We start from the raw sequence: 21,379 nt of genomic DNA, 5'->3' as shown, positions 1-21,379 counted from the left end.
ACGCCTCCGCGAGCCAATGGGCCTTCTCGTCTTCCATGGATCTCCAACCGGCGGGTTGCAAAAAGCGCTCAACCGCCCTTCAGCGCGTCCTTGACTTGCGTCGCAGGCCAGCTGTCGCCCACGCGCCTCGCGCGCACCTTTGCGCCACCACCGACCAGGACATGAGACGCAACTTCGTCGTCTGCATCGAGAACCATCAGGTCCGTTTCCGGCTTCCAGTTCAGCGTCAAGTCGAGATCGCCCGGAAAGACCTGCCATCTCGAGCCGTCATCGAGCTCGACGATGTGGCTTTGCAAGTGCACGCGTATCTTCATGATTCAAGCGGCATGCGGCTGCTGCGGGGGGTGTTCGACGGACGCGGAGCGTCGCAGCCGGCCATCCTCGCCATGGCCGCACTTGGCGCATCTCAGCCGAACGTCCTGATGGGAATAGGGGGCGTTCGGGCCCGCCGCCATAGGCCAGGCGCCGCAGTTGGGGCACTTCACCAAAAGGGTATCGGTTTCGATCATCGGCGGCTCCGTAGCTGCGCCCCATTCGAGCGTCAACGTACGGCGGTCGGCATGGTTGCCTGGCTTCGTCCGCTGCCCGTCCGAAAAGGGCGCCGTCCCGGCAGAAAAGCGGCCCGCCTGACATGACCGGACGGGCCGCTTCGTGATCATCGTTGTTTGATCAGTGTATGTGAATCAGCCAATAGCCGGCGCCGCCGATCACGATGATGGCGGGAACGGCCCACAACAGAAATACAGGCATCGTTCATCCTCCTTGTCCTTCCGACCGGCCCGAACCATGGCCGACGGATCATCACTGTTCGGTGCAGATCTTGGTGGTCTTCACGGCGGATTCGGCTTCCGTCTTGGTCTTATAGACGCCGTCGCCAACGACCGTCGTGGTGGTAGTTGTCGGCTTTGTGTCGACGACCGTGCATTTCTTAGTCGCGGCATCGCGCACGATGTAGAATTCGGCGGCGCTCGCAGCCTGCGCACCGAGCACAAAAGCGGCAAGGGCGCCGCAGACGATCAGCTTATTCATCTCACTCTCCTCCATTTCTGGCCCCACTCACGAACGGCAGCGTCAAGGCAAAGTTCCGATTGTTCCCGGGGTTGCCGTTTTCAAAGCCGGCTCGCCTCTCGCGCTGCCGCAAAAATCACGGGCTTGGAAAATCACCTGAGCGGAACCAGCCAGCGCGCGCGCCCTCTTGAGTTTGCTATTCGACCGTGTCCCAATGTGCCCCTGTCTTGCGGACTCCTCGCTATGCGGTTCGATTGAACATGGTCGTTAGATGCCTGACGCTGGCGGTCCTTGTTGCGGGGCTTCTCGCCGGCACCCACGCTTTCGCGCAGGAAGACAAGAAGACCGACGAAGACAAGCCTGCCGATCCGGACACCGGCGAGAGCACCATCGAGGAGAAGACGCTTGGACTTCTGCCGAACCCGTTTCAAAAATACGGGATCAAGTTCGCCGCGACCTACATCGGCGAGACGCTCGGAAATGTCTCCGGCGGGCTGAAGCAGGGAGCGATCTACGAAGGCCGGCTGAACCTTGCCGTCGATGTCGACCTGCAGAAGCTCGCCGGCATCGACAAGCTTACCTTCCACGCCAACATGTTCCAGATTCATGGTGCGGGACTGTCGCGCAACTATCTCGACAATCTCTTCGTCGTCAGCGGCATCGAGGCATTGCCGTCGACGCGACTTTACGAAGCCTACTTCGAGAAGCAGTGGGGTAACAAAAAGGTCTCCCTGAAGTTCGGGCAGCTCGCCGCCGATAGCGAGTTCTTCAACACGAAATATACAGATGTCTTCACCAACGCATCGATGGGGTGGCCGGCAATCACATCTCTCGACCTGCCCAGCAGCGGTCCGTCGCCGCCGTTGGCGGCAATGGGCACCCGGCTGCTGGTCAACATCACGGATCAGCTATCCATTCTTGGCGGCGTCTTCGACGGCAACCAGGCGGGTCCGGGCCCAGGCGATCCACAACAACGCAACCGATTTGGCGTCAACTTCCGGATTAACGATCCGCCCCTTCTGCTGGGCCAAATCCAGTACTCCTGGAACAACACGAAGGGCGATCCCAATCTGACGGGCCAGATCAAGTTCGGCGGTTGGCGTCACCTCGGGCCATTCTCCGATCTTCAACTCGCCAGCAACGGCGTTTCGCTTGCGGCGCCGGCCAGCAGCGGCACTCCCCTGATGTTGGCAGGCGATGTCGGCGGATGGGCAGTCTTCGAGCAGCAGATTTATCGCGTGCCCAAAAGCGATGAACGGGGAATTGGCGTTTTCGGTCGCATCTCCGGCGCTCCCGCGGACCGCAATCTGATTGATCTCTACGCCGACGCCGGACTCGAGTTCATCGGCCTCAGCAACAAACGGCCGGACGACAAATTCAGCATCGCTGCTGGCTACGCCCACGTCTCGAAGCGGGCTCAGGCACTGGACGTCGACTATCGCGTACTCTTTGGTCCGACATGGCCGGTGCGCAGCTTCGAAGGACTGTTGACGGCGGTGTATCAATATCAGTTACGGGACGGCTGGACCCTGCAGCCAAATTTCCAATACATCATTCATCCCGGGGGCGGAGCAACGGACCCGGCGGGGCCGATCCCGGGCCGAGCGCTCAAGAACGCAACGGTCTTCGGTCTACGCACGACTTTGAAATTCTAGGAGGCAGATCCCGCCGTTAGGGTTGCCCAACGCCGACGACATCGCCTGCCAGGCGGCTTGCGGCCCTCGCGAAACGTTCCTGGCGAACCACAGCTACACTCCGGAGCCCGCTCGGCGTTGGCCCAGTAATGCGAGAGCTCCTGCCCCCGGTGCTTCCGTCCTGCCAGGCTATCGGGCGGCTGCGTCGCGGGACTCGTGTCCGTTGCTTCTCCGCTCGCATCCTATCTTCGCCGCTCCTCGCAGCAGGTTGCGCAACTCCTCGAGCTCGTCGACCGAGAGATGCTCCGCTATGCGCGCAGGCCACCACCATATCGACGGTATTGAAGCTGCCTTTGTCTGCACTGCGGCAGTGCCGTTTGTGGCCCTGATCGCAAGCGTGGGTTGGCTGTTTATGCGATGAGGTTGAGGCCGCCTTAAAAGGCGAACGCGCTAGCGGCCGTCAACACTGACAGCACAAGCAATAGCAAGATTACGCGCTCTATCCGGTCCATTATGACGCCTCAGTTGGCGGCCCTGCGAGATCATAGCCAGAGCAAAGCCCGAAAAAAGGCCCCCCTCAGAAAGAAAGGAAACTGCTTCCCGCCCAGGAACGAACGTCCGCTTTGTGAGTTTCGGGTTCGCAGGGAACGACATCATGAACGACCTACTCGGCGCCGGCGACAGCCGGCAAAAACGTCCGCCCGATTTTTGCGCCTGCAGTCATTGCGGCGGTAGTACTTCGACAATGCCCATCCTCAATACTCGCCAAGGTAAAAGCTATCGCCTGCGCCGCTGCGCGAGCTGCGAGAAGTTGAGCTGGGCTGAGGATGACTAAGGCCAGGCGCCCGACGACGAGGGCCACGAACGATATGGCAGCGAAGCTGCATGCCGCAGCAGCCGGGCCTTAACGCATAAGCCGATGCTTCAATTCCTCGATAATCCGCCGTCTGATTAGAGCCAGGCGGATGGTGACCGCAGCCTCGCTGCGCCCCAATTTTTGCGCGATCTGGCGTTGGGTGAGGCCTGGATCCCGAACCAATTGCAATAGCCGCTTTTCGTCCTCGGCGGACCACGCTGGCATTGGAGCTCCGAAAAAATTGCTACGTTCTGAATTGCTGGCGAGGATGGCAAAGATCGGCCGGCCTGTCTGTCCGGTTTCCTCCAGATGTCTCACTTTGTCGCACCGGTTAGCCGCTTGCGAAAACCGGCCTTTGACAAGAAAGGCCCCAGCTCCCGGGGAGAGTGCTGGGGCCGGCAAGTAGTCCGACTCCTTAATGTCGATTCAACGTCATGGACTACTGCTTGTTTCCCGAAGCGAAACGGCCCCAGCGCTCGGAGCACGCTGGGGCCTGGGCTTTCCACTCACACTGTCCGAATGCGGTCTGGTCGGGGGGTGGTGGTGAGAGCTGCATTCGGATGACAGACGAACAAAGCTCTGCCACGTTCGTTCCTAGCTGCCATAGAAAAGGCCCCAGCACCTTGGGGGCCTTAAGGCCGGCGCTGAGGCCAGTGGGATGGTCGGGCGCGAACCCGACGAACCAACGTTAGCACGCCCTTTTGCAATTGCCATTTTTTTCCGTCGGCCGGAAAAGTAATAATATAGCTGAAGACCTAGCTTTGCAGGAAAGAGCTAATGCCTAATTTTAGATGAGCAAATAGCAGCCGCACAAAAGCGTTGTTATCCATCGGGGAGAGCACGATGGGATGTTCGACGTGCCTGATGTCTACGACAGTCCTCAAGACAAAAACTACCGATGCCCGCTTTGCGGTGAGATTGCTGTGACCGTCTCTGCTCAGGGGGCCGCGTTTTTGTCTCGCGCGCTATCTGACCTCACCTGCCCCAATGGACACAGACTCATCATTACACCAGGGGGCAAGGTCGTGGCTGCCCGAAGCTCGAGAACAGATCAATGGCAGACCTCACTGCAGAAACGGCGCGTCTGATGAAGGTAACGGAGGCGATCGTCGCTGAGCTGGACCGCCAGGGCGTTGCCGAAGCGGTCGCCGACCTCGGTTTCGACCCACTCGAGCTGGCCCGGGTGGTAATCCGCGCGGCGGACGGTGACGTGGTGCCTTTTCGGAGGCCCTAGACATGGTCGAGCCCAAAATCACCCTGGGCGAGATGCGCCAGTCCGGTGCCCGCGGCCTCCTCGTCTTCTGCTCCGATCATCGCTGCAGCCATTCCGTCGAACTCGTGCCGGTCCGATAGCATTCGCCTGTCCGACCTCGAGCCTCGCTTTACCTGCATGGCTTGCGGCACGCGCGGCGCCGATGTGCGGCCGCACTTCGCGCCGGCGAAGATGGGAACGCGCTAAGGATCTCAAGAAGACGCTTCGGCGCCCGGTTTTATAGCCCATTCGGGCTACGTGTATCCGGCGTAAATTGCACTTTCAGCGATAGGCGCCCGGGGTTAAGCTACGACAAATCTTGTACAGTCGGGGTGTGCCATGGCCGAAACATTCGTCCGCGTAGGCATCGTCCTCTTGGGGCTTTGCCCTTTCGCAATCGTTGCAATTGCTCTGCTCGTGCAAAGCTGACACGATTTCATTCGCGAGTCGGCTGGCGTTGGATTAGCCGCATAGAGGGCCCCGGCGACTGCCTCCTGGCCCCCAAAAGTTGCCGGGGCTCTCGCCAATTCCGTAGATTGAGCGATGAAATACGTGGGTGACCGCCCCTACTCCGACCCCGAGAAAGCCGCCCGCAGGATCATGGAGCATGCCCGCGCTTTCGAGCCGATCCAGGATGGCAGGATCTACATCGAAAAGATCAACTATCCGATGCTCTACCAGGATAAGGCGACGCCGGCTGAGTATTGGGCCGGCTTGCAGCACGCCAAGGATCAGGGCTGGCTCGAGTACCACGAAAGTGGGACGTTCGTGAGGATGCTGCAGCCGGGCAAAGACCTGTTCGCCTGACCGGCCCCAGCGAGGGGGCAAATGAAAAGGGGCCGTGTCGCGAAACGGCCCCTCTGCCGGAATTTGAAAATTGCTTCGGAATGAAATCTAGCCCCGGCAAGAGCAAAATTAGCGCCCAATGCCGTAGAGGTGGATTCCGTAGAATCCCGGTGATGACATGTCGCCCAAAGAAACGGCCCAGCGTCGAACTGGGGCCGAGCGGTACCTAAAACCACCAGACCGAGGGTCCAGCCAGTCGCGTCCGTTGAGCGAGGGAGCGCGCCATATGTTCAACCAACGCGTCATCAACCGCATTTTTCCTGCGCCGGGAACAGCGAATCCTGGAGGAGGCCCGTAAGGTCTCAGCGCAATCTAGACAACTGCTTAGAGATAATCCGGCGCCTGACACCTTTAGGAGACGTGACCGGCGCACTGGTGATCGCCCCGGTTATTGTGCTTTGGGCGTCAGGCCACCATCAGGCCCTTAACCGCCACGACTTCTTGGAGACCTGCGGTCCTTGCGCGACCGCGGCGGCCGTTGGGGTCCTTGCTTTCAGTCCCCTCATCGAGCAAACGCCAGGCCGCGATCCACTGGGCTTTCTTGCGATCCTGCCAATGTTGTGGGCGGCTTTGCGCCGCGGCCCACGCGACACCGCAACGGTTGCGCTGCTGCTTGCGGGCATCACCATTTGGGGGACGCTCACAGGCGGCGGCTCCTTCACGACCGCGGACCGCAACGCTTCATTCCTGCTGCTGTTAATGTTCCTGATTAGTATTGCCCTTCCAAGCTTGTTACTGAGCGCCGATGTCGAGGTTCGCAAAAAATGCGGAGGAAGGTCTGCGCCGCGCGCACATCAACCTCGAGCGGAAGGTTGCAGAACGCACGCAAGAGCTGGAGCTTGCCAATGCAGTAAAATCGCGCTTTCTCGACATGACAAGCCATGATTTGCGGCAGCCACTACATGCGTTAGGGCTGTTCGTTGCACAGCTGCGCACGCCGCTCAAATCGGATGAAATGACAAAGACGATCGAGCGGGTCGATGCAACGCGCAAAGAAATGGACGAAATGTCAATTCGCTCTTGAATATGTCCAAGCTCGATGCGGGGATGCTTGTCCCCCAAACTACCGAATTCCCGATCGCGCGCCATCCGCCGCGCCTTCCGATCAAACACATACCACCCGACCTTGAGCAGTACATGACAACGGCGCTGGACATCGAGATGATCAAATTCCGCGCGAAATCGGCTCGCCGCCATTTCGCGTTTGCGCCAATCAGCCTGCCGCCGATGCTCAACCGCCAACGCTTTGCGCGCAGCCACGTCCCGGAAATCTCATCGATCTCGGCGCCGCATAAAGGTCCGCCTTTTAAAGCACTTTAGCATGAACCTGGACCACGCCACGATCCGTAATTCCCAAGCTGCGCGCGGCGCCAAGTGAAAGGTCGAGGACGCGACCGCGAACCCTTGGTCCGCGGTCGGTGATACGAACCACCACAGATTTGCTGCTTGTAAGATCAGTGACGCGAACTCTCGTGCCGAACGGCAGGCTGCGATGCGCTGCTGTCAGTGCATCCCGATTGAACGGAGAACCGCTGGCTGCTTTTCCTTTCAGGTATGAGTAGAACGAGGCTTTTCCGGAAAACACTCGATTGAAAGATCGGGTCTCTGAGCGAACCTCCGTCTCACTTGTCGGCTCTTGTCCGCTCGGTGGTTGCACTTGTGGCTCATACTTCTTTGTCTGGTCAGGTCTCTCAGGAGCGGGCTCTGCATGAGCCTTTGGAATGACGGACCACCTGTCGTCGAAGGACTGCGCGACAGCAGGGGTCGCCTGAAGTAGTGCGATAAACGTCGGGACTGTTGCAATCACGATCATTCCAGAAAGCGGACGCATGATCGGCCTCACTCAAAATTTGGTACAACAACAAATCAATGCAAACTTATGAAGTGCGTTCCTGCACACGCAGGGAGCACCGGACCGGAAAGTGAGTGCACACCGATATTTCCGAATTGTGACGCACTGCAGCAAGCATTGATCCGTCGCAGCGCATCACGTTGACTTGCCTGACAGGGGCGTCTCCTGGCGACGCGAGCACCAAAAGCCGACTTCGGCGCGCCAATGAGGACGCCGATTACTGCACTTGATCTAGTAGTGCACTTTCCGGCAAGGCCGCGGTGGGCGTTTGGCCGCCAACTCGCTCTTGCGCCAATCGGCCACAAGATCGTTGCGGTCACGCTGCATTCGAGCCGCGCAACGGCCGCGGCGCCGGCGCGCTCCGAGCAGGGCAAGACGACCTTTAGTGATCGCGATCGCGAAGTGATCCGAAAGCAACGCCAAGGCGCGCCCAGCTGAGCGCGAGGGGCGCACCACCGGCAGTACGGTTCGCACCGAAATCCGTACCGGCGAGCGCGTGCCGAGGTTGAGATCGAAGCGTTGTCTAACGAGGTCTAGCGGGACGCGCCGACCTCGCGAGAATAGCGGTACATCAATCGCGACAGCCGGTTCCTACGGCGGACCCGCTTACTATGACCGTGGCTATGGTTATTGCGGCAGCGGCCCTGACGTCGGCTTCAGCTTTGGCGCCCGCGGCTGGTAGCCTCTACAGAGGGCCCTCCTTCGCAGCGGCCCCTCCTTTGCAGTAGCGGGGGTGGCGGTCCGACACCGCCGGCTCCGACGTCTCCTCGTGGCCGCAGTTCAAGCACTCGAACACGGACCACTCACGGCCCTCATCATCGGCATTATGGTCGATCTTGGCCATGCCTTCCGCATGCCGGACAAGGCCGCCAGCTCGGCGCGCCTCTGATCCTGATCATTGCTCCATTCATCCTTGGCGGCACGCTTTCTTAGGATGGCTAGGCGTAGATTTACGGCCGCCTCAGAACGCCCGAGCTTCTGACCAATGTCGCGCTGCGTCAGATCGGTTTCTTGCGCCAACTGCAATAACCTCTGCTCGTCCTCGAGGGACCATACCGGCATGGCTTCTCCGAATCATTTCGTCATCAAATGCCAAAGATGATTGCATTCGATTTGGCCGTCCGTCCAATTGTATACTTTGGCTCCGATGGTTCATGGTCCCCGCGGGCCGATGATAGGAACGATCGGCTTGGCACGCGTCGGCTCAGGGCCACCAGGCGGTCCAGGCGCCTCCCGACTGCTGGAGGAAAACGCGCATTGTCCGGGTTGGCGGCCCCCGATTGGGGCCGTTTCAATTCGCCAGACGCATGAAACCCTTCAATTTCACAGGTGGTTGCAATGGAATGGACGCCCGATGAGAGGCCGATTCCTCGTTCGGCAAGGCCGCATCGCTGGATGGTCTATGACAGCAAACTCAAAGGACCGGCCCAGATAAGAAAAGATGGGCCCTTTGCCGAGAAGCTGACTCGTGGCCCTTAAAAAGGCGCTGCCGAAGCTACTCGCCTTCCGCGACGTCATCGGAATCGAGAAGCGTTAGCGCTGTCTCGATCTGGGCGATCAGCGCCTCGATTTCCTCCCGCTCGTTCGGTCCTGGATCACGCTGCAGTCGCTGCAGGAGCGCCAGCTTCCGTGCAAGAAGCTTTGCGACCGTCGACATTGGGCCCTCCTCTGTTGCCAGGCAAGCAGGTTCAAGAAGGACTTGGTGCACCGGCCCCTGACGCAATGCCAATTCCCCTTGAGATGGACCAGTCGTTAGCGACAAGGAATGCTAACGCGGATGCGCCCGCATCCGGACGCGCAGACCCGGGTCCAGCCGTTCGTATGTGATTTCGCCCTCGAGCTGCTGAGTGAGGAGGTGCACGATCCGGGAGCCCAGTCCGCCCGGCTCTGCACCCTCCCGCAGGCCAATGCCGTTGTCGGACGCCGACAGCTCGATGCCGTCTCCTTTCGACAAAAAAACAACGACATTTCCTGGCCTGTCGCCAGGAAAAGCATACTTCAGCGAGTTCGTGACCAATTCGTTCGTGATCATGCCGATCGCAAGCGCGTGGTTGTTCGGCAGAAGAATGTCCTCGCAGACCACCTGGAAGGCGACCGGCCCAGATGGAGCCAAGGACTGGAAGACCTTCTCAACCACGTCATTTAGGAAGTAGCGCATATTGACCGAGCGCGAGTCCTCCTTGAGCACAAGATGGTCGTAGACCTCCGCCATCACCTGCACCCTGCGGGCGGTGGCTTCCAGCGCTGCCGCGACCTCCGGCCCGCCGTGCCTTGCCTCCAGCCGGATCATCCCGCCAAGGATTGCGAGATTGTTTTTCGTCCGGTGCGCCATCTCCTGCAGCAGCAAGGTCTTGGTCTTGTCCGGCAGCATGACCCGCCGGAGTTCGGCGCGCTGAAATTCGGCCACGATGGCTGTCCCGGCGGCGGTGATCGCGAACAGTGCATTCGTCGCGAGGAAATCGATGCCGAAGCCACCTGCGTAGCTGAGGTAGGCGCCCACGCCGACAGCGATGACCGCCGCGAACATTCCAGAGCCGCGATCGAAGATCAGGCCCGAGAGAAAAACGCCAGGCAACAGGAGGAAATATCCAGGCGCCCCGGTCTGAGTCTGCAGCGCCGTCTGCAGCACGGAGCACACCACCATGATGCAGGCGGAGATGCAGTACCGGACCGGGCTTGGAAGCCGGTGCTCCAGAACCAGGGGGTAAAGCCTGTTCATTGGATCCCAACCGCGGGCTTGCCGTTCAGTTGCTCTCGTGCACAGTGTTCCCACCGGCGCTGCATCATGGCAAGCCCAATCGGACCTTGCGGATATTCGGACGTTCCGGCTGTTCAGGCCTTTGGCTTCTGTCTCGCTGCCGCCTCGCGAGCCAATCGTTCAGCCTTCAGCTCCCGGTTCGCATGGAACGCGTGCTAGGCACGTTCATACTCTGACACCGCCACTTTGGCATCCGCATCTCAAAAGAACTTTCGAGCTTCCCGTTCGGCCGGGGTCGGCGTTCGCCGCTCCGATATGCGATTGCTCATTGCTCCCTCCCCGGGGGCGCAAACGGTCCTTTGCCCAATAGTGTGCATCAGGTCTCCCAACCTGGTTGGCAGGTTTTCTCCCGGCGAGGCTTTAAGGGGAAGTGCCGGGGTTGAGGATTCGACGCCCGGTAAGCCCGTTCGTTCCATGGGCCCGCAACACAGGCAGGCTTCCCTGGCGGCCTGGCCGCCGGCTTTTTCACTGGGGCATTCGCGGCCTTCTTGCCCTGATCGGCATCAGCATTTCCTTCCGCCCGCTTGATGCCTTGCGCGGCTTCTTGGCGCGCTTGGCGCCGATCGCCAGCGCCCTCACGGCATAGCCACCACCTGCGGGCTCGATCGAAGGATCGGAAGCTTTCCCGGTTCAACCCGGCAAGAGGCCGGTATCGAGTAGCTGCGAGACGGCCGCAGCCAATTGCGCGGGCGTAAAGGGCTTCTCCATTAGGACGCTGCCATCGACGCCCTGGGATTTCCAGTCTGGCGCGCTGGCGCTCGTCATGTAGATGACGGGAAAGCCAGGCGTGATTTCCCTGATCTGCCGCGCCAGCTCCCATCCGCTGATGCCGCTACCCAGGTTGACGTCCGTCAGCAACGCCCGACACCCCTCTCGCCCATCGCGAAAGGTGGATAGGGCCACCTCCTCCGAATGGACCGAGCAAGCCTCGAAACCGCCGTCGCACAAGGCGTCCTCGATGAAGCTGCAGATAAGAGCTTCATCGTCCACGACCAGAACGCGAATTGCAGCACTCACTTTTAAGTCTCCATCGGGACCAAGGCGGAAAGGCGGGTGGGTCTCGCGTAACGGCAGGGTCGTGGCCCCGAGTGCCGCCTCAAGCCACCGGCACACCGTAATAGGCATTCAAAGCCCGCGTGGTCGCGGGGTCACTCCAGTTCCAACTGCTCTCATCGGCATATTTGGGAGCGCCGCGGAGCTGGTCGTGGGTGATGCCGGTGACGTAGCCGCCAAGGTTGGTGTCGTATTTCAGTGCCTGCCACGGCAGCGGATAGTGATCATCACCGATGCCGAGCAGACCGCCGAAGCTCAGCACCGCGTAGGATACCTTGCCGCTGATCTTGTCGATCATGACGCGTTCGATGTAGCCGGCCTTTTCGCCGTCGGCCCCGTACACGTTGGTGCCCTCGACCTTGTCACTTCCGATCAAGCTGAACGTCTCGCAGTCTTCCATGGCCATGTTGACCTCCTGAAGTTTGTCTTCAGAAGTCAACCGGACGACCATGGCTCCGTTCCTTGGCTGAAGCCTTGGTGCCGTCGTTCTCGCCTCCGGCAGCATTCGGCCGGGACGCGACCGCAACGCCTACCCCCGGGTCTAGGATTCCTGCCGCAGCGGAACGACGCACGGCGCGCCGCTCCCACCTTGCGATTGTGGGCCGGTGCGCAGCGCGGTGATGAAAGTCTTCGAATTCCCCGAAGCGCCGGCAGTACGGCGGCCCGCGGCGGAGTCAGAAAGCCTTCGCCCGCGCCCGCTCCCGGACGGGTCGACGCCGCTGACGCCGTTGGATCCAGCCCTCCCGGATTAAGCCGGGAAGCGGAGATCTAGGCGCTGCAGGCGAAGACTCGGCCCGGGGTGCCTCGCTTCGCAGCTCTACGTCGGAAGGCCGGGCTTCCATGAGCTCCAGCACCGCGCGGCCTTTCTCTGTGATGCGCCAACCGCCGTTCACGCTCCTGTCCTTACGAGAAGATGTCGAGATCCGGCATGCGTGCGGCAAGCGCTTCGTCCGCTCGCCCCAGTCCCGTCCGCTCGTCGCAAGGATCGCCAGGTCGCGCTTGAGGTCCGGCATGACGGCGAATCCGTCGGGATAGCTCACCAGGATCTTCAGCACCGTGACCTGGAAGTTCACGCCACCCGCTCCCGCCCGCTATCGCCACATCGTCGGCGCGCCGTGAAGAGCCTCGCGGCCGACCTGCCTCAGCCGCTCGGGCGAGGTGTCGCCATTCGTCGCGGCTTCCAAAATGCTTAAAGCTACGTGGGTGCGTGCGCCGGTCTCATAGCGCGACACGTCTTCGCAGACCTCGTCGAGGACGATACGCCGAAGCGCGGTCATTGCCGGATCGAACATGAGGCCCCCAAGGAAAAAGATTGTAACGCAATCACAATCACATGGGCGCCAAATTCAAAAGTGTTTAGCGCCCCAATATCCAGCAAAGTCTGCACTCGAGATCCGGCTCGGCAAGCTCAGAAAGTGGCCGCACCGCAGTGCGGATTGAACCTGCCTTCGGTCAAGCTGTTGCGCGGGCCCCGGCGCCGAGGCATTGCGGACAACCAGCAACCAACGCCTGGTTTTCCCGTTGTCGAGCCGGGAAAGAAACGAGAAAGGAATGATCCGATGAGGAAGTTTGCAATGGTGGGGCGACCGGAGGCGTGATCGCCGGCGCGGTCACGGAGGGCTTGCTGCCTCGGCGTATGCCTGGGGACCGCGTCCGGGCTTCTATGACTACGGTCCAAGGTACTATGGCGCCGGGTACTAAGGCGGACCACACGCCTACGACGACGGATACGATGCTCCGTAATCACGTGCCGAGATCTTTGGTTTCGGCGATGACCCACACACCGCCCTCGGGCCCATTCGCACCTTTGACGATACGGCCGATGTCGTTCGCGATCCAATGGGGTTCTTTGACAAGCAGATCGATGGGCGGATCGATGATTCCGCAGCGGGCTGGAAAGGCCGTTCGGGTGACTTCCGGCAACCGCACACCGTTTCGTATCGAGGCCATCGACGCGCCACATCCGGGAGCGACGGACGCCACACTATCGGGCCCCTTGGTGGTCCAGTTCCAGCTTCGTCGGACGCGTTGGCCCCCTAATCCGCTGGTGACGCTACTTTTCAAGGTACCGAAAGAAGGCACCCGCAGAATCATTTTCCCAAGGTGCAGTCTTCTCATACGAGACCTTATCCCCGAGGCGCAAGGCTGTGACTCACTGCCGCGCCTTGAACCGGTTCAAGGGGACCTCGTTGCAACGCAGCTCGCCTTTCGACGATGGCATGGTTCAACAGTTCGAGCACCAGGCCAAATGCTGCCAGCTCTTCTTCGTCGATGGCGGCATCATCGTAACTTTCGAGCGTTTCCGCGATGATAGCATCAGCCTCGCGCTGCAGGGCTAGCAGTTCCTCGTTGGTTTCCGCGGTCCGCGCGCTGGAAACCATGGCCAGGAGCCTGTTGCGATGGCTGGTGTTTTCCTCCCTTTCGTCCCGATTCAAATAGCGACGCAACCAGGCGCCGGCCGAACCGATCGCGGAGAGAAGCAGGAGAGCGAACCAGAAGTAGTCGCCGTATCTGTCAAGAAAGCTGCGTTCGCTACCTTCGATGACGGCCGCCGCTCCCCGGTGCACGGGCAGCTCGGCATCTTTCTCGGTGTCAGGCTTGGTAATGTGTGCAGCCCCCGGCACTTGTCTGGCAATCGCCTGACGGATAGCGAATAATTGCCGGAAAAAGGCCGCAACCGTCGCTTCAGACAATGTCTTTCGCGCCACGATCAGGTGGCTGACGCTGACCGTCTCAACCTTGTCATCTGGCCAAGCCGGATCGGCATTGAAGACGCCGGGCGGAATTTCCTCGGATTCATACCGCGGGTGCTTCAGAGCGATGGCTTCCGATGTCTCGATCGCGAGAAACTTTGGCGCGCCTCGCACGCGGGTCGTTGCAGCGATGGCATCAAAGGTGATTTTGCTATCGAGCGGACCGACCGCCATGAAAGCATCGAGGGTCGGGTCGCGTGCCAGCTCCTCGATGTGGTCCGTCCCAAAGTGCATAATCGCGACCTTGTCCGCCTGCACGCCGGAGGCGCTAAGGATAACCCGCAGGAAAGCAGCATTCGCCGGGGTCCGCCCAATTACGCCGACACGATGCCCCGCGAGATCTGCGATCTCCTTGATTTTCGGCGCGTGCTTTCTTTTGGGGGCCTTGCCCGCAAGTCCGGAAGGCGCCCACAGCACAACGAAGTTCTTACGCAGCGTGGCGACGGTCTGCGCGTCGGCGGGCATATCCAGGTCGCCGCGACCGACCGCAAGGTCGGCCCTGCCAGCACGAAGCAACGCGAGGGATTCGACCGCCCCGACGGCTTTGATCGGGGACAGCTTGACGGTTCTGCTTTCGCTGGCGAAGGCATCGGCCATCGCCTCAACTACTTTGTGATCATCGCTTCCGGGAGGCCCAACCGCGATCCGGAGAACTTCCGGCCGCAGCGCATAATACAGTGCGCCCGCTGCGGCGCCAAAGACTAGAAATCCAACGGCCAGGACAAGCAGCAATGAATTGCTCCTTCTCCGCCGTCGGCGGGCAGCGTCATTGGTTTTATCTGTATCGCTTGACGAGGACATGTGCCGCTGCCAGCCAGAGATCAAAGCGCGTCCTGCTTCCTAGGATATCTGCCGCGAGCGCTTGGTGGCAGCGCGAGTGATGAACAACTAGGCAAACCACGACACTCGCCGTCTTTCTTCGCCTGCAGCGGCGGAATCCTGGGTGCCGAGCAATCTTCAACGCGGTCTCGATCTTGGCGAGGAGCGCCTGGATTTCGGCTCGCTCGTTCGGGCCGAGATCGGCTTCGAGCCGCGCCAGCAATTGCTCCTTCTGTCCCAGGAGCTTTGCAATAGCAGACATCTCATCACCGCGAAAACGTAATCGACGGCGAAAGGGCCGCTCAGAGAGCGGCCCCTTTTCTAGTTCACCAGCTCCGTGTGCCGAAGCTGAAACCGATGCTTGGGCCACCGCCGTAGTAGCCGTAGCCGCGATCGTAATAGCCTGGACCACTGTAATAGCCGTAGCTGCGGCGGACCACGTAGCCGTCGTCTCCGCCGTAGTAGCGTTGGACATAGCGGGGACCGCGGGTCCGGTAGCAGCGGCCATACTCGTTACAGACAAGACGGACCTGCTCGATGTCCGAAGCCTCATTCGACGCGATGGCTGCAGGTGCAAGAGGGGCCGCACTCGCAGACGACGCCATCAAGGTCGCGGCGAGAGCTCCAAGCGCGATGTTCTTCATGGATATTCTCCTTCCTTGGCGAGATCAGTCGATCTCTTCGATGATGCGACGTTCATGGGGTTCGACGATGTAGGTCCGGCTGTCCCGGTTGATGTACCGGTATTCGCGAAGGGTCGGAGCATCCCGATAGACCTCTTCGGGAAACGCTTCGATCTCCACGCCTTCCGGCACGCGCTCTCCGGTGCGGATCTCGGTACGAACCGAGCTGCCGGTGGTTGTGCGCCGCTCGCGCTCGACCGGCCGCTCCTTGGCGTGCTTGCGGATGACCTCGCGGTCCCTGTCGCTGAAGGTCGTCTTGCGCTGTTCGGTGCGCGCCGGCGCGGCCGCCGTGGAGCGGCCCGAGTACGGCAGGACCGCGACGATCTTGTAGCTGGAGGGCTCCACGATCACGATCTCGTCCCTCACCAGCACGAAGTTGTAGCCCCGGTACTGGGGCACGATCTCGACGACCTCCGCAGGCAGCGGCTGCAGACGTACATCGCGCGGCACGGCCGTGCCGACCGATAACGAGAAATTCACGCTGTTGAGCGGTTGCACATTCAGGTGTGAAATCGACGTACTGATCCGGGTCCGCTGCTGATCGTTGATGTTCACGGACGCGTTCACGTTCGTGCTCGACGAGCGATCGGCCGTATTCTGCTGGCTGTTCGGCTGCTGGGCCGTGGTGGTCGAATTGCTACCCGTCGGAGACTGAGCCTGATTGGTGCCCGAAGCCGGTGGGTTCGCGCTCTGCGTCTGATTGTTCGCAGGCGGATTGGTCTGCGCCTGGTTCGAAGGCGGAATAGTCTGGTTGGAGGGCTGGCTGGTCTGCGCTTGGTTGGTAGAGTTATTCGACGTGGGCGCCTGCGTGGTGTTGGTGCCCGTACCGGAGTTGGACGTTTGGCCTGCAGCGCTCTGGCCGGTCGCTGGCGGAGGCTGCGTCTGGGCCGAATTCGTCGAAGGGTTGGTCTGCGCGGATCCCGGAGCGGAGTTGGACGACGGTGTCGACGTCGAAGAGGACGGCGGCGTCGACGTGGAATCCTGTTGATGCTGCGTAGCCGACGGATTGGAGCTCGACGTGCTCGGAGAAGATTGTGCGAGAGCCGAAGTCGCGAGCGCGACTGCGGCGGTCGTAGCCAACAATAAACGCTTGTTCATCTGAAATCCTCCTAATTGGTAATTGGTCGCCGAACAACACCGGACGAAGGGGCAGGTTCCAGAACGGGAAGTTTCGGCAAATCGGCTGAGACGGCGCCGGCGGAAATTCTTCAAGCCGCAAGAAATTAGTCTCGCGACATGAGCAGTGTGCCTTCCAACTGCCGGGAGAAACGGAACTTCGCGGCCGCCTGCCCGTTGGCAGTGACTACTTATAAGCCATTGGAGGAGATACAATGAAGAAGCTGATCGTGTGCGGCGCCCTCGCCGCCTTCGTCCTCGGCACCCAGGCCGCAGGCGCTGCTGAGTTCTACATCGTTCGTGATGCAACGACCAAAAAGTGCACCGTTGTCGACACCAAGCCAACGACGACCACGACGACGGTCGTGGGCGACGGCGTCTACAAGACCAAGACGGAAGCCGAGTCCGCCGTGAAGACCACCAAGGTCTGCACCGAACAGTAAACGGCCATCGCAGGGCCGAGCCGGCCTCGCGAAAACGTTCTGAAGGCCATTGGAGGAGAAGATGCCTGTACTGATTTTATGGGGCGTTCCCCCGTGCTCGGTGATGGCGGCGTCGGCTATTGGAGTCGACCGTTAAGAAGCCGGATTGAGCTGAGCTGGACAGTTGAGCGTGCGCGCCAGAGCGAGACCAACAATAGGCGCAAAAGTTCTCTGAACCAGGCGAGGATGCGACGGAGGTTGTGTCCGACGGCGGAGAGGATGACGTTGGCGGCATCGCCTGCGCGGCCCTTGAGGTAGCACCGGCCGAGGTGTCCTTCAGCTTTGAGGTGTCCGATGATGGGCTCAATGGCGGAGCGGCGGCGCAGCTCACGCTTGATGGCGCCAAAGACACCGCGCTTCTGGCCGGAGATGAAGACGCGGCGGGGATTTTGCGCGTCGTGGCCGCGGTAGCCCTTGTCGACATAGGCCCGCTCGATCGCACAGCCGGTGAGTGTCTCGGTGCGGTCGATAACGTCCCGCAATGTGTGACCGTCGTAAGGGTTGTCGGGCAGCGACCTGGCATGCAGCACGAACAGGCCACCGGGAGCCCGGCGATTGTTGGTAACGATGGAGGCCTTCACGCCGAACTCATAAGGTGCGGCGGCCTTGCCCTTGCCGATGCACTCCACCTCCGGGGCATGGAAAGAATAAAGCTTGAAGCCGCGCTGGCGCTGCTGCTGCGAGCGGATCTGCGTGGCCCGGCCAAGCGGGAGGGCGAACGCCTCCTCCAGCGTCGCCTGGCCTTCGATCTTGCGGCGGATGTCGCGGATGATCCGCCCCAGCCGGCTGCGCAGGATACGCAGCTGCCGCTGATGCCGGTTGAACTGTTTGGCATGAGCGTAACGGCCCGCCATCATCGCCGCGCTTTTGGCCACGCGACAATAGGATTGCCGCAGCCTGACCCGGTGCTTCCTCGCCAGGCGGTTCAGCCCCCGGATCGCGGCATGCAGCAGTTTGGCGTCGGTCGGGAAGCTGATGGCCTTCGGTTGCACTGTGGTGTCGACCGTGACCCGCTTGAGGTCCTGGCTGCGTAACGCACCGGTCGCGTGCGCCACCCGAAGGCTCTCGGCCAACAACCGCTCCAGCTTGTCGCCGAGCCGCTTGCGCCAATGGCTCAGGTCCGAGCGCTCGTGCGGGAAAACGTGCCGGAAAAACTCTTCGCCGGTGAAGAACTGGAAGTACGGATCGTGCACCCAGCGCTCGCACACCCCCTCATCGGACAGCCCGTAAATGTGCTTGAGCAACAGCAGCCCGATCATGAAGCGGGTCTCGATCCCCGGCCTGCCGTTCTCGCTGTAGAGCGGGGCGATCTCGCCGTCGATCCAGTCCCAGTCGATCTTGCCGGCAAGCAGAACCAGTTCGTGCTTCATGTTGATGATCTGGTCCAGCCGTGCCCGGAACAGATCGTTCGATCCCGTCGTCTTGTGCTTCTTCGGCCGCATCGTCCCCTCGATGCGCCACACAAGCACGGTTCACCGCGAAGGGGAATCCACAGAACGAATTTGCAAGGTTTGCGACGCTCAAGCTTCACATCCCTGCAAATCTCAAACGCTCCCAAACCCCAAAAACAGAATCCCGTTCAATCGCTTACAGGCTTGTTCACAGCCGACTATTGGATAGTTTCTGCAGCGAACGGTCCGCATGAAAGGCTCGCCCGCAAACCGGGCGATTTTTTTTGGACCATTGGGCCCGGCAGAAAAAAGGGCCCAGCGGGGGCCCTTTTTCCGTGAGTTCTCGCCGCACTAATTGTAGTCCGAGTATTTGAACTGCGGGAGCGCCTTCAATTGCTCCTTGTTGCCGCTCATGACCGCGTGGTCCGGGACCCAATCGTTCGCGTTGCGGTTCGTCGTATTCGTCGAAGCCGCGCCGGTGGTGGTGTCGCGCGAGTTGGTCGAGGTGCTGCTCGAGCTGGTCGAGGTGCTGCTCGAGCTGGTCCGGACCGGCTCTTCGACGAACTTCAGCTTGTCCATCGAGACGGCGATGTCGTGCTCGCCCATGCCCAGAAAGCCGCCGATACCGATCACCACCGCGTTGATCTTGCCTGCCTTGTCGACGAGCAGTTCGTTGATGTCTCCGAGCTTCTCGTTGGCCTCGTTGTAGACGTTCAGGCCTATCAGCTTCGAAGCGCGCCAATTTCCTTTGAGCGCCATCTTCGCATCGGCCGGCTGGCCCGTGACCGCCGGCGCGGCGCGATCGGCGGGCTGGGTGGATTGCGCGAACGCGCCGCCGCCGATCACGGCAGTGCCAAGCAGAGCGACGGCAAGAAAGCTTTTCATCGATTTTCTCCTCCAACGTGAGCCGCACCCGTTCAAGATGCCGGGCCCCAACGCGCGCGATTGCCACTTGTTCCTGATGGCTCTTTCACTCGGAACGGGGCGCAAACCCTGCTTGATGGCGGTCAGGACCCAGTCCACCAACGATGTTCGGTGCTCACGAGCCGGACGACAATTCCCTTGCCTTGGGAGCGAAAGCAAGCCTGCCGAACCTGATTCGAACAGTCTTCCGCTTGCTTCGCGGAGTCGCCGGCTGCTGGACCTCCGGCTGTGGAGGAGGCACTTCGTCCGCAAGAGAGGCCGCCGCGAGAAGAACAAAAGCCGCCGTGGAAAGAATGGTTTTTCGTGCGAGCCTCCTGATCGGCAACTCAACGAAGAGACTCCGAAGCCGTGCCGACTTCCGGGCGAAATATGGTTGACCTCGTCTCGAATCCTTCGCGTCCTCCGCGGCCGAGCAGCTCGCGATATCGGCGTTCGTACTCTTTCACCATCCGGCTCGCGGCGAAGCGCTCCTCGAACCGGGCGCGGACCACTCTTCTGTCCAGCCGGCCCAGTTCGTTCACTGCCCTGATCGCCTGCTCCTCGTTATCCACGATAAAGCCGGTGACGCCGTCTTCCACCACTTCGGGCACCGAGCCGGCTCGGTAGGCAATCACAGGTGTCCCGCACGCCATCGCTTCGATCATGACGAGCCCGAACGGCTCCGGCCACCCGATCGGAAACAGCAACGCGGCGGCCCCGGCGAGGAACGGCTGCTTCCCGATTTCGTCCACTTCGCCGACAAGTTGGATCTCCGCGCCATCGATGTTCGGCTCGAGCTTCTTCTTGAAGTAGGCCGTCTCCGCGCGCGGTATCTTGGCCGCTATCCGCAGCGGCGTCCGCGCGGCGCGTGCGATGCGTATGGCGGCCTCCGGTCCCTTGTCCGCCGTCAGCCGCCCGAGGAAAGCCAGGTACGAACCACGTTCGCAGGACGGCCTAAACAGATCATTGGGCAGCCCATGCTGGATCGTCGCGATCCAGTTCGCATCCGGAAGTGGTCGACGCTGGTCGTCGGAAATCGCGACGAAGGCCGCGTTTGGGAAAGCCCCGATCACATCGGACAGCCCGGGAAGGTCGAGCCGGCCGTGCATTGTCGTCAGGAACGGCACGCCGGTCCGGCTTAGCACCGGAAGAGGCAACCAGTCGACGTGGGAGTGGATCACGTCGAAATCGCCCGCGCGATCGGCGATGGCTTCGATCAGCAGCGCGCATGCGGCGTTCGGATCCGTTCCCCTTCGCCCCAGGCGCAGCGCACGCGGCCAGACAGGATGGAGCTTTCCCTTTGTCTTCGAATCCCCGCTCGCGAACAGGGTGACGTCGTGTCCGAGCTCGACCAGTTCGTCGACAAGCCAGGCGATCACGCGCTCCGTGCCGCCATAGAGCTTCGGCGGAACGCTCTCGGCCAATGGAGCAAGCTGGGCGATCCGCATCGCTAGGCCCCGACCACGGACTGCATGGCAATCACAACGACCGCGGAACCGAGGTATGAAATCGCCAGCAGCGTCCAACTGGGCTTTGCGCTTTCGCAGACCATCCGCGCGACGAACATCTTCACGCCCGTCAACCTTCGTCTTCGGGAGGCTGGTGCAAGTAGGCTATCCCGAAGCTGGCGAGATCTTCGGCATCGCACTCTCGCTCTTCCCGTCTCCTGTGCAAATAGCGCTCGAGCAGGCAGCGGCGGCTGTCGTGAACGTCAACGTCGGGGTGCGCCGCCCGGTATACGATCCAGGCCGTCTCTGCCGCCCTTCTCACCGTGACTTCGTCGACCATCCTCACGCTCCAAGCGACCGCATCCAGTCGCTGCCAACTCAGCGCGATGGCGAAAGTTTCCAATTTTCCCCGAAATCTTCGACCTTTGGTGGAGAAGCGCTCGACAGGCCGATCAGAAAGCTCTCGCCCGCGGCGTGATCGCGGATCCGGTTCAGCGCGATGATCTGGCCATATGGCCCCTAAGC

25 protein-coding genes and 2 pseudogenes are annotated in these 21,379 nt (G+C 61.1%); 9 read left to right on the top strand and 18 right to left on the bottom strand.

The features are described 5' to 3' along the window. Positions 1-68: 68 nt before the first annotated feature. Together QA635_RS08830 and QA635_RS08825 are read right to left on the bottom strand one after the other, a co-directional pair. Positions 69-302, bottom strand: coding sequence for a hypothetical protein (locus QA635_RS08830; protein WP_240536851.1), 234 nt, complete (start codon positions 300-302; stop codon positions 69-71). Between the two features lie 499 nt (positions 303-801). Then, positions 802-1,029, bottom strand: coding sequence for a hypothetical protein (locus QA635_RS08825; RefSeq protein ID WP_283068365.1), 228 nt, complete (start codon positions 1,027-1,029; stop codon positions 802-804). A 239-nt stretch (positions 1,030-1,268) separates the two neighbouring features. On the opposite strand from QA635_RS08825, the gene QA635_RS08820 reads away from it, so the two are divergent. Further along, the gene (locus tag QA635_RS08820) at positions 1,269-2,663 is read left to right on the top strand and encodes a carbohydrate porin (RefSeq protein WP_283071538.1); all 1,395 of its coding nucleotides are present in this window, start codon (positions 1,269-1,271) and stop codon (positions 2,661-2,663) included. A 634-nt stretch (positions 2,664-3,297) separates the two neighbouring features. Next, positions 3,298-3,477: a hypothetical protein gene (locus QA635_RS08815; RefSeq protein WP_283068364.1), complete on the top strand. Its 180-nt coding sequence runs from the start codon at positions 3,298-3,300 to the stop codon at positions 3,475-3,477. Between the two features lie 69 nt (positions 3,478-3,546). Here QA635_RS08815 and QA635_RS08810 read toward each other — a convergent pair whose 3' ends face one another. After that, entirely contained in the window at positions 3,547-3,723 is a 177-nt protein-coding gene (locus QA635_RS08810; RefSeq protein WP_283071536.1) for a winged helix-turn-helix transcriptional regulator, read from the bottom strand. A gap of 829 nt (positions 3,724-4,552) precedes the next feature. Between QA635_RS08810 and QA635_RS08805 the strand changes: the two genes are divergently transcribed. From QA635_RS08805 to QA635_RS08785, 5 genes and pseudogenes are all read left to right on the top strand, one after another. Next, positions 4,553-4,732 (top strand): hypothetical protein, encoded by a 180-nt coding sequence (locus QA635_RS08805; RefSeq protein ID WP_283068363.1) that lies wholly within the window; start codon positions 4,553-4,555, stop codon positions 4,730-4,732. A gap of 561 nt (positions 4,733-5,293) precedes the next feature. Continuing rightward, entirely contained in the window at positions 5,294-5,557 is a 264-nt protein-coding gene (locus QA635_RS08800) for a hypothetical protein (RefSeq protein WP_225649274.1), read from the top strand. 399 nt (positions 5,558-5,956) lie between these two features. Further along, a pseudogene (locus QA635_RS08795) lies at positions 5,957-6,295 on the top strand (MASE1 domain-containing protein); the annotation flags it as partial. A 46-nt stretch (positions 6,296-6,341) separates the two neighbouring features. Next, on the top strand, positions 6,342-6,620 hold the full coding sequence (locus tag QA635_RS08790; RefSeq protein ID WP_283072210.1) for a histidine kinase dimerization/phospho-acceptor domain-containing protein: 279 nt from the start codon (positions 6,342-6,344) through the stop codon (positions 6,618-6,620). Positions 6,621-6,622: 2 nt separating this feature from the next. Continuing rightward, complete coding sequence (locus QA635_RS08785) at positions 6,623-6,916, top strand: hypothetical protein (protein ID WP_283068362.1); 294 nt, start codon at positions 6,623-6,625, stop codon at positions 6,914-6,916. Here QA635_RS08785 and QA635_RS08780 read toward each other — a convergent pair. The 12 genes from QA635_RS08780 to QA635_RS08725 form a co-directional block, all read right to left on the bottom strand. Then, positions 6,903-7,427 (bottom strand): septal ring lytic transglycosylase RlpA family protein, encoded by a 525-nt coding sequence (locus tag QA635_RS08780; protein WP_283068361.1) that lies wholly within the window; start codon positions 7,425-7,427, stop codon positions 6,903-6,905. The genes QA635_RS08785 and QA635_RS08780 overlap by 14 nt on opposite strands. Positions 7,428-8,943: 1,516 nt before the next feature. Beyond that, positions 8,944-9,105, bottom strand: coding sequence for a hypothetical protein (locus QA635_RS08775; protein ID WP_283068360.1), 162 nt, complete (start codon positions 9,103-9,105; stop codon positions 8,944-8,946). Positions 9,106-9,216: 111 nt separating this feature from the next. Next, positions 9,217-10,167 (bottom strand): sensor histidine kinase, encoded by a 951-nt coding sequence (locus QA635_RS08770; protein WP_283068359.1) that lies wholly within the window; start codon positions 10,165-10,167, stop codon positions 9,217-9,219. A 669-nt stretch (positions 10,168-10,836) separates the two neighbouring features. Then, entirely contained in the window at positions 10,837-11,223 is a 387-nt protein-coding gene (locus QA635_RS08765) for a response regulator (protein WP_283068358.1), read from the bottom strand. Positions 11,224-11,302: 79 nt separating this feature from the next. Further along, positions 11,303-11,665 carry a PRC-barrel domain-containing protein gene (locus tag QA635_RS08760; RefSeq protein ID WP_283071534.1) on the bottom strand — a complete coding sequence of 121 codons (363 nt, stop codon included), beginning with the start codon at positions 11,663-11,665 and terminating at the stop codon, positions 11,303-11,305. Positions 11,666-11,933: 268 nt separating this feature from the next. Next, positions 11,934-12,332: a hypothetical protein gene (locus QA635_RS08755; protein ID WP_283068357.1), complete on the bottom strand. Its 399-nt coding sequence runs from the start codon at positions 12,330-12,332 to the stop codon at positions 11,934-11,936. An 18-nt stretch (positions 12,333-12,350) separates the two neighbouring features. Continuing rightward, positions 12,351-12,551, bottom strand: a complete 201-nt coding sequence (locus tag QA635_RS08750; RefSeq protein WP_283068356.1) for a hypothetical protein — start codon at positions 12,549-12,551, stop codon at positions 12,351-12,353. Positions 12,552-13,002: 451 nt separating this feature from the next. Further along, positions 13,003-13,209, bottom strand: coding sequence for a hypothetical protein (locus QA635_RS08745; protein WP_283068355.1), 207 nt, complete (start codon positions 13,207-13,209; stop codon positions 13,003-13,005). Between the two features lie 176 nt (positions 13,210-13,385). Then, positions 13,386-14,813 carry a TAXI family TRAP transporter solute-binding subunit gene (locus tag QA635_RS08740; protein WP_283068354.1) on the bottom strand — a complete coding sequence of 476 codons (1,428 nt, stop codon included), beginning with the start codon at positions 14,811-14,813 and terminating at the stop codon, positions 13,386-13,388. Beyond that, entirely contained in the window at positions 14,788-15,093 is a 306-nt protein-coding gene (locus QA635_RS08735) for a hypothetical protein (RefSeq protein WP_283072208.1), read from the bottom strand. The genes QA635_RS08740 and QA635_RS08735 overlap by 26 nt, the downstream gene beginning before the upstream one ends. A 64-nt stretch (positions 15,094-15,157) precedes the next feature. Next, positions 15,158-15,475 (bottom strand): hypothetical protein, encoded by a 318-nt coding sequence (locus tag QA635_RS08730; protein ID WP_283068353.1) that lies wholly within the window; start codon positions 15,473-15,475, stop codon positions 15,158-15,160. A 24-nt stretch (positions 15,476-15,499) separates the two neighbouring features. Then, a complete protein-coding gene (locus tag QA635_RS08725; RefSeq protein WP_283068352.1) occupies positions 15,500-16,612 on the bottom strand; it encodes a DUF1236 domain-containing protein in 1,113 nt (370 codons plus the stop codon). A gap of 233 nt (positions 16,613-16,845) precedes the next feature. Here QA635_RS08725 and QA635_RS08720 point away from each other — a divergent pair, with 233 nt between their 5' ends. Beyond that, positions 16,846-17,073, top strand: a complete 228-nt coding sequence (locus tag QA635_RS08720; RefSeq protein WP_283068351.1) for a hypothetical protein — start codon at positions 16,846-16,848, stop codon at positions 17,071-17,073. Positions 17,074-17,205: 132 nt separating this feature from the next. On the opposite strand, the pseudogene QA635_RS08715 reads toward QA635_RS08720, so the two are convergent. The 3 genes and pseudogenes from QA635_RS08715 to QA635_RS08705 all read right to left on the bottom strand — a co-directional run bounded on the left by QA635_RS08715 (position 17,206) and on the right by QA635_RS08705 (position 20,854). Further along, a pseudogene (locus QA635_RS08715) lies at positions 17,206-18,554 on the bottom strand (IS5 family transposase). Between the two features lie 300 nt (positions 18,555-18,854). After that, complete coding sequence (locus QA635_RS08710; RefSeq protein ID WP_283071531.1) at positions 18,855-19,388, bottom strand: PRC-barrel domain-containing protein; 534 nt, start codon at positions 19,386-19,388, stop codon at positions 18,855-18,857. 365 nt (positions 19,389-19,753) lie between these two features. Next, positions 19,754-20,854 carry a glycosyltransferase family 4 protein gene (locus QA635_RS08705; protein ID WP_283068350.1) on the bottom strand — a complete coding sequence of 367 codons (1,101 nt, stop codon included), beginning with the start codon at positions 20,852-20,854 and terminating at the stop codon, positions 19,754-19,756. Positions 20,855-21,008: 154 nt separating this feature from the next. Between QA635_RS08705 and QA635_RS08700 the strand changes: the two genes are divergently transcribed. Next, positions 21,009-21,332, top strand: coding sequence for a hypothetical protein (locus QA635_RS08700; protein WP_283068349.1), 324 nt, complete (start codon positions 21,009-21,011; stop codon positions 21,330-21,332). The last annotated feature ends 47 nt before the right edge of the window (positions 21,333-21,379 follow it).

It is taken from the genome of Bradyrhizobium brasilense (assembly GCF_029714345.1).
In the GTDB taxonomy this organism is placed as follows: domain Bacteria; phylum Pseudomonadota; class Alphaproteobacteria; order Rhizobiales; family Xanthobacteraceae; genus Bradyrhizobium; species Bradyrhizobium australafricanum.
Note: the sequence above shows the minus strand (reverse complement) of the source record. Positions and strands in the feature narration are given on the sequence as shown.

Excerpts from the sequence above, each read along its gene's own strand:
- QA635_RS08825 (WP_283068365.1), bottom strand. The coding sequence starts at position 1,029 with ATGAATAAGCTGATCGTCTGCGGCGCCCTTGCCGCTTTTGTGCTCGGT.
- QA635_RS08820 (WP_283071538.1), top strand. The coding sequence starts at position 1,269 with ATGGTCGTTAGATGCCTGACGCTGGCGGTCCTTGTTGCGGGGCTTCTC.
- QA635_RS08815 (WP_283068364.1), top strand. The coding sequence starts at position 3,298 with ATGAACGACCTACTCGGCGCCGGCGACAGCCGGCAAAAACGTCCGCCC.
- QA635_RS08810 (WP_283071536.1), bottom strand. The coding sequence starts at position 3,723 with ATGCCAGCGTGGTCCGCCGAGGACGAAAAGCGGCTATTGCAATTGGTT.
- QA635_RS08805 (WP_283068363.1), top strand. The coding sequence starts at position 4,553 with ATGGCAGACCTCACTGCAGAAACGGCGCGTCTGATGAAGGTAACGGAG.
- QA635_RS08800 (WP_225649274.1), top strand. The coding sequence starts at position 5,294 with ATGAAATACGTGGGTGACCGCCCCTACTCCGACCCCGAGAAAGCCGCC.
- QA635_RS08790 (WP_283072210.1), top strand. The coding sequence starts at position 6,342 with ATGTCGAGGTTCGCAAAAAATGCGGAGGAAGGTCTGCGCCGCGCGCAC.
- QA635_RS08785 (WP_283068362.1), top strand. The coding sequence starts at position 6,623 with ATGTCCAAGCTCGATGCGGGGATGCTTGTCCCCCAAACTACCGAATTC.
- QA635_RS08780 (WP_283068361.1), bottom strand. The coding sequence starts at position 7,427 with ATGCGTCCGCTTTCTGGAATGATCGTGATTGCAACAGTCCCGACGTTT.
- QA635_RS08775 (WP_283068360.1), bottom strand. The coding sequence starts at position 9,105 with ATGTCGACGGTCGCAAAGCTTCTTGCACGGAAGCTGGCGCTCCTGCAG.
- QA635_RS08770 (WP_283068359.1), bottom strand. The coding sequence starts at position 10,167 with ATGAACAGGCTTTACCCCCTGGTTCTGGAGCACCGGCTTCCAAGCCCG.
- QA635_RS08760 (WP_283071534.1), bottom strand. The coding sequence starts at position 11,665 with ATGGCCATGGAAGACTGCGAGACGTTCAGCTTGATCGGAAGTGACAAG.
- QA635_RS08750 (WP_283068356.1), bottom strand. The coding sequence starts at position 12,551 with ATGTTCGATCCGGCAATGACCGCGCTTCGGCGTATCGTCCTCGACGAG.
- QA635_RS08745 (WP_283068355.1), bottom strand. The coding sequence starts at position 13,209 with ATGGCCTCGATACGAAACGGTGTGCGGTTGCCGGAAGTCACCCGAACG.
- QA635_RS08740 (WP_283068354.1), bottom strand. The coding sequence starts at position 14,813 with ATGTCCTCGTCAAGCGATACAGATAAAACCAATGACGCTGCCCGCCGA.
- QA635_RS08735 (WP_283072208.1), bottom strand. The coding sequence starts at position 15,093 with ATGTCTGCTATTGCAAAGCTCCTGGGACAGAAGGAGCAATTGCTGGCG.
- QA635_RS08730 (WP_283068353.1), bottom strand. The coding sequence starts at position 15,475 with ATGAAGAACATCGCGCTTGGAGCTCTCGCCGCGACCTTGATGGCGTCG.
- QA635_RS08725 (WP_283068352.1), bottom strand. The coding sequence starts at position 16,612 with ATGAACAAGCGTTTATTGTTGGCTACGACCGCCGCAGTCGCGCTCGCG.
- QA635_RS08720 (WP_283068351.1), top strand. The coding sequence starts at position 16,846 with ATGAAGAAGCTGATCGTGTGCGGCGCCCTCGCCGCCTTCGTCCTCGGC.
- QA635_RS08710 (WP_283071531.1), bottom strand. The coding sequence starts at position 19,388 with ATGAAAAGCTTTCTTGCCGTCGCTCTGCTTGGCACTGCCGTGATCGGC.
- QA635_RS08705 (WP_283068350.1), bottom strand. The coding sequence starts at position 20,854 with ATGCGGATCGCCCAGCTTGCTCCATTGGCCGAGAGCGTTCCGCCGAAG.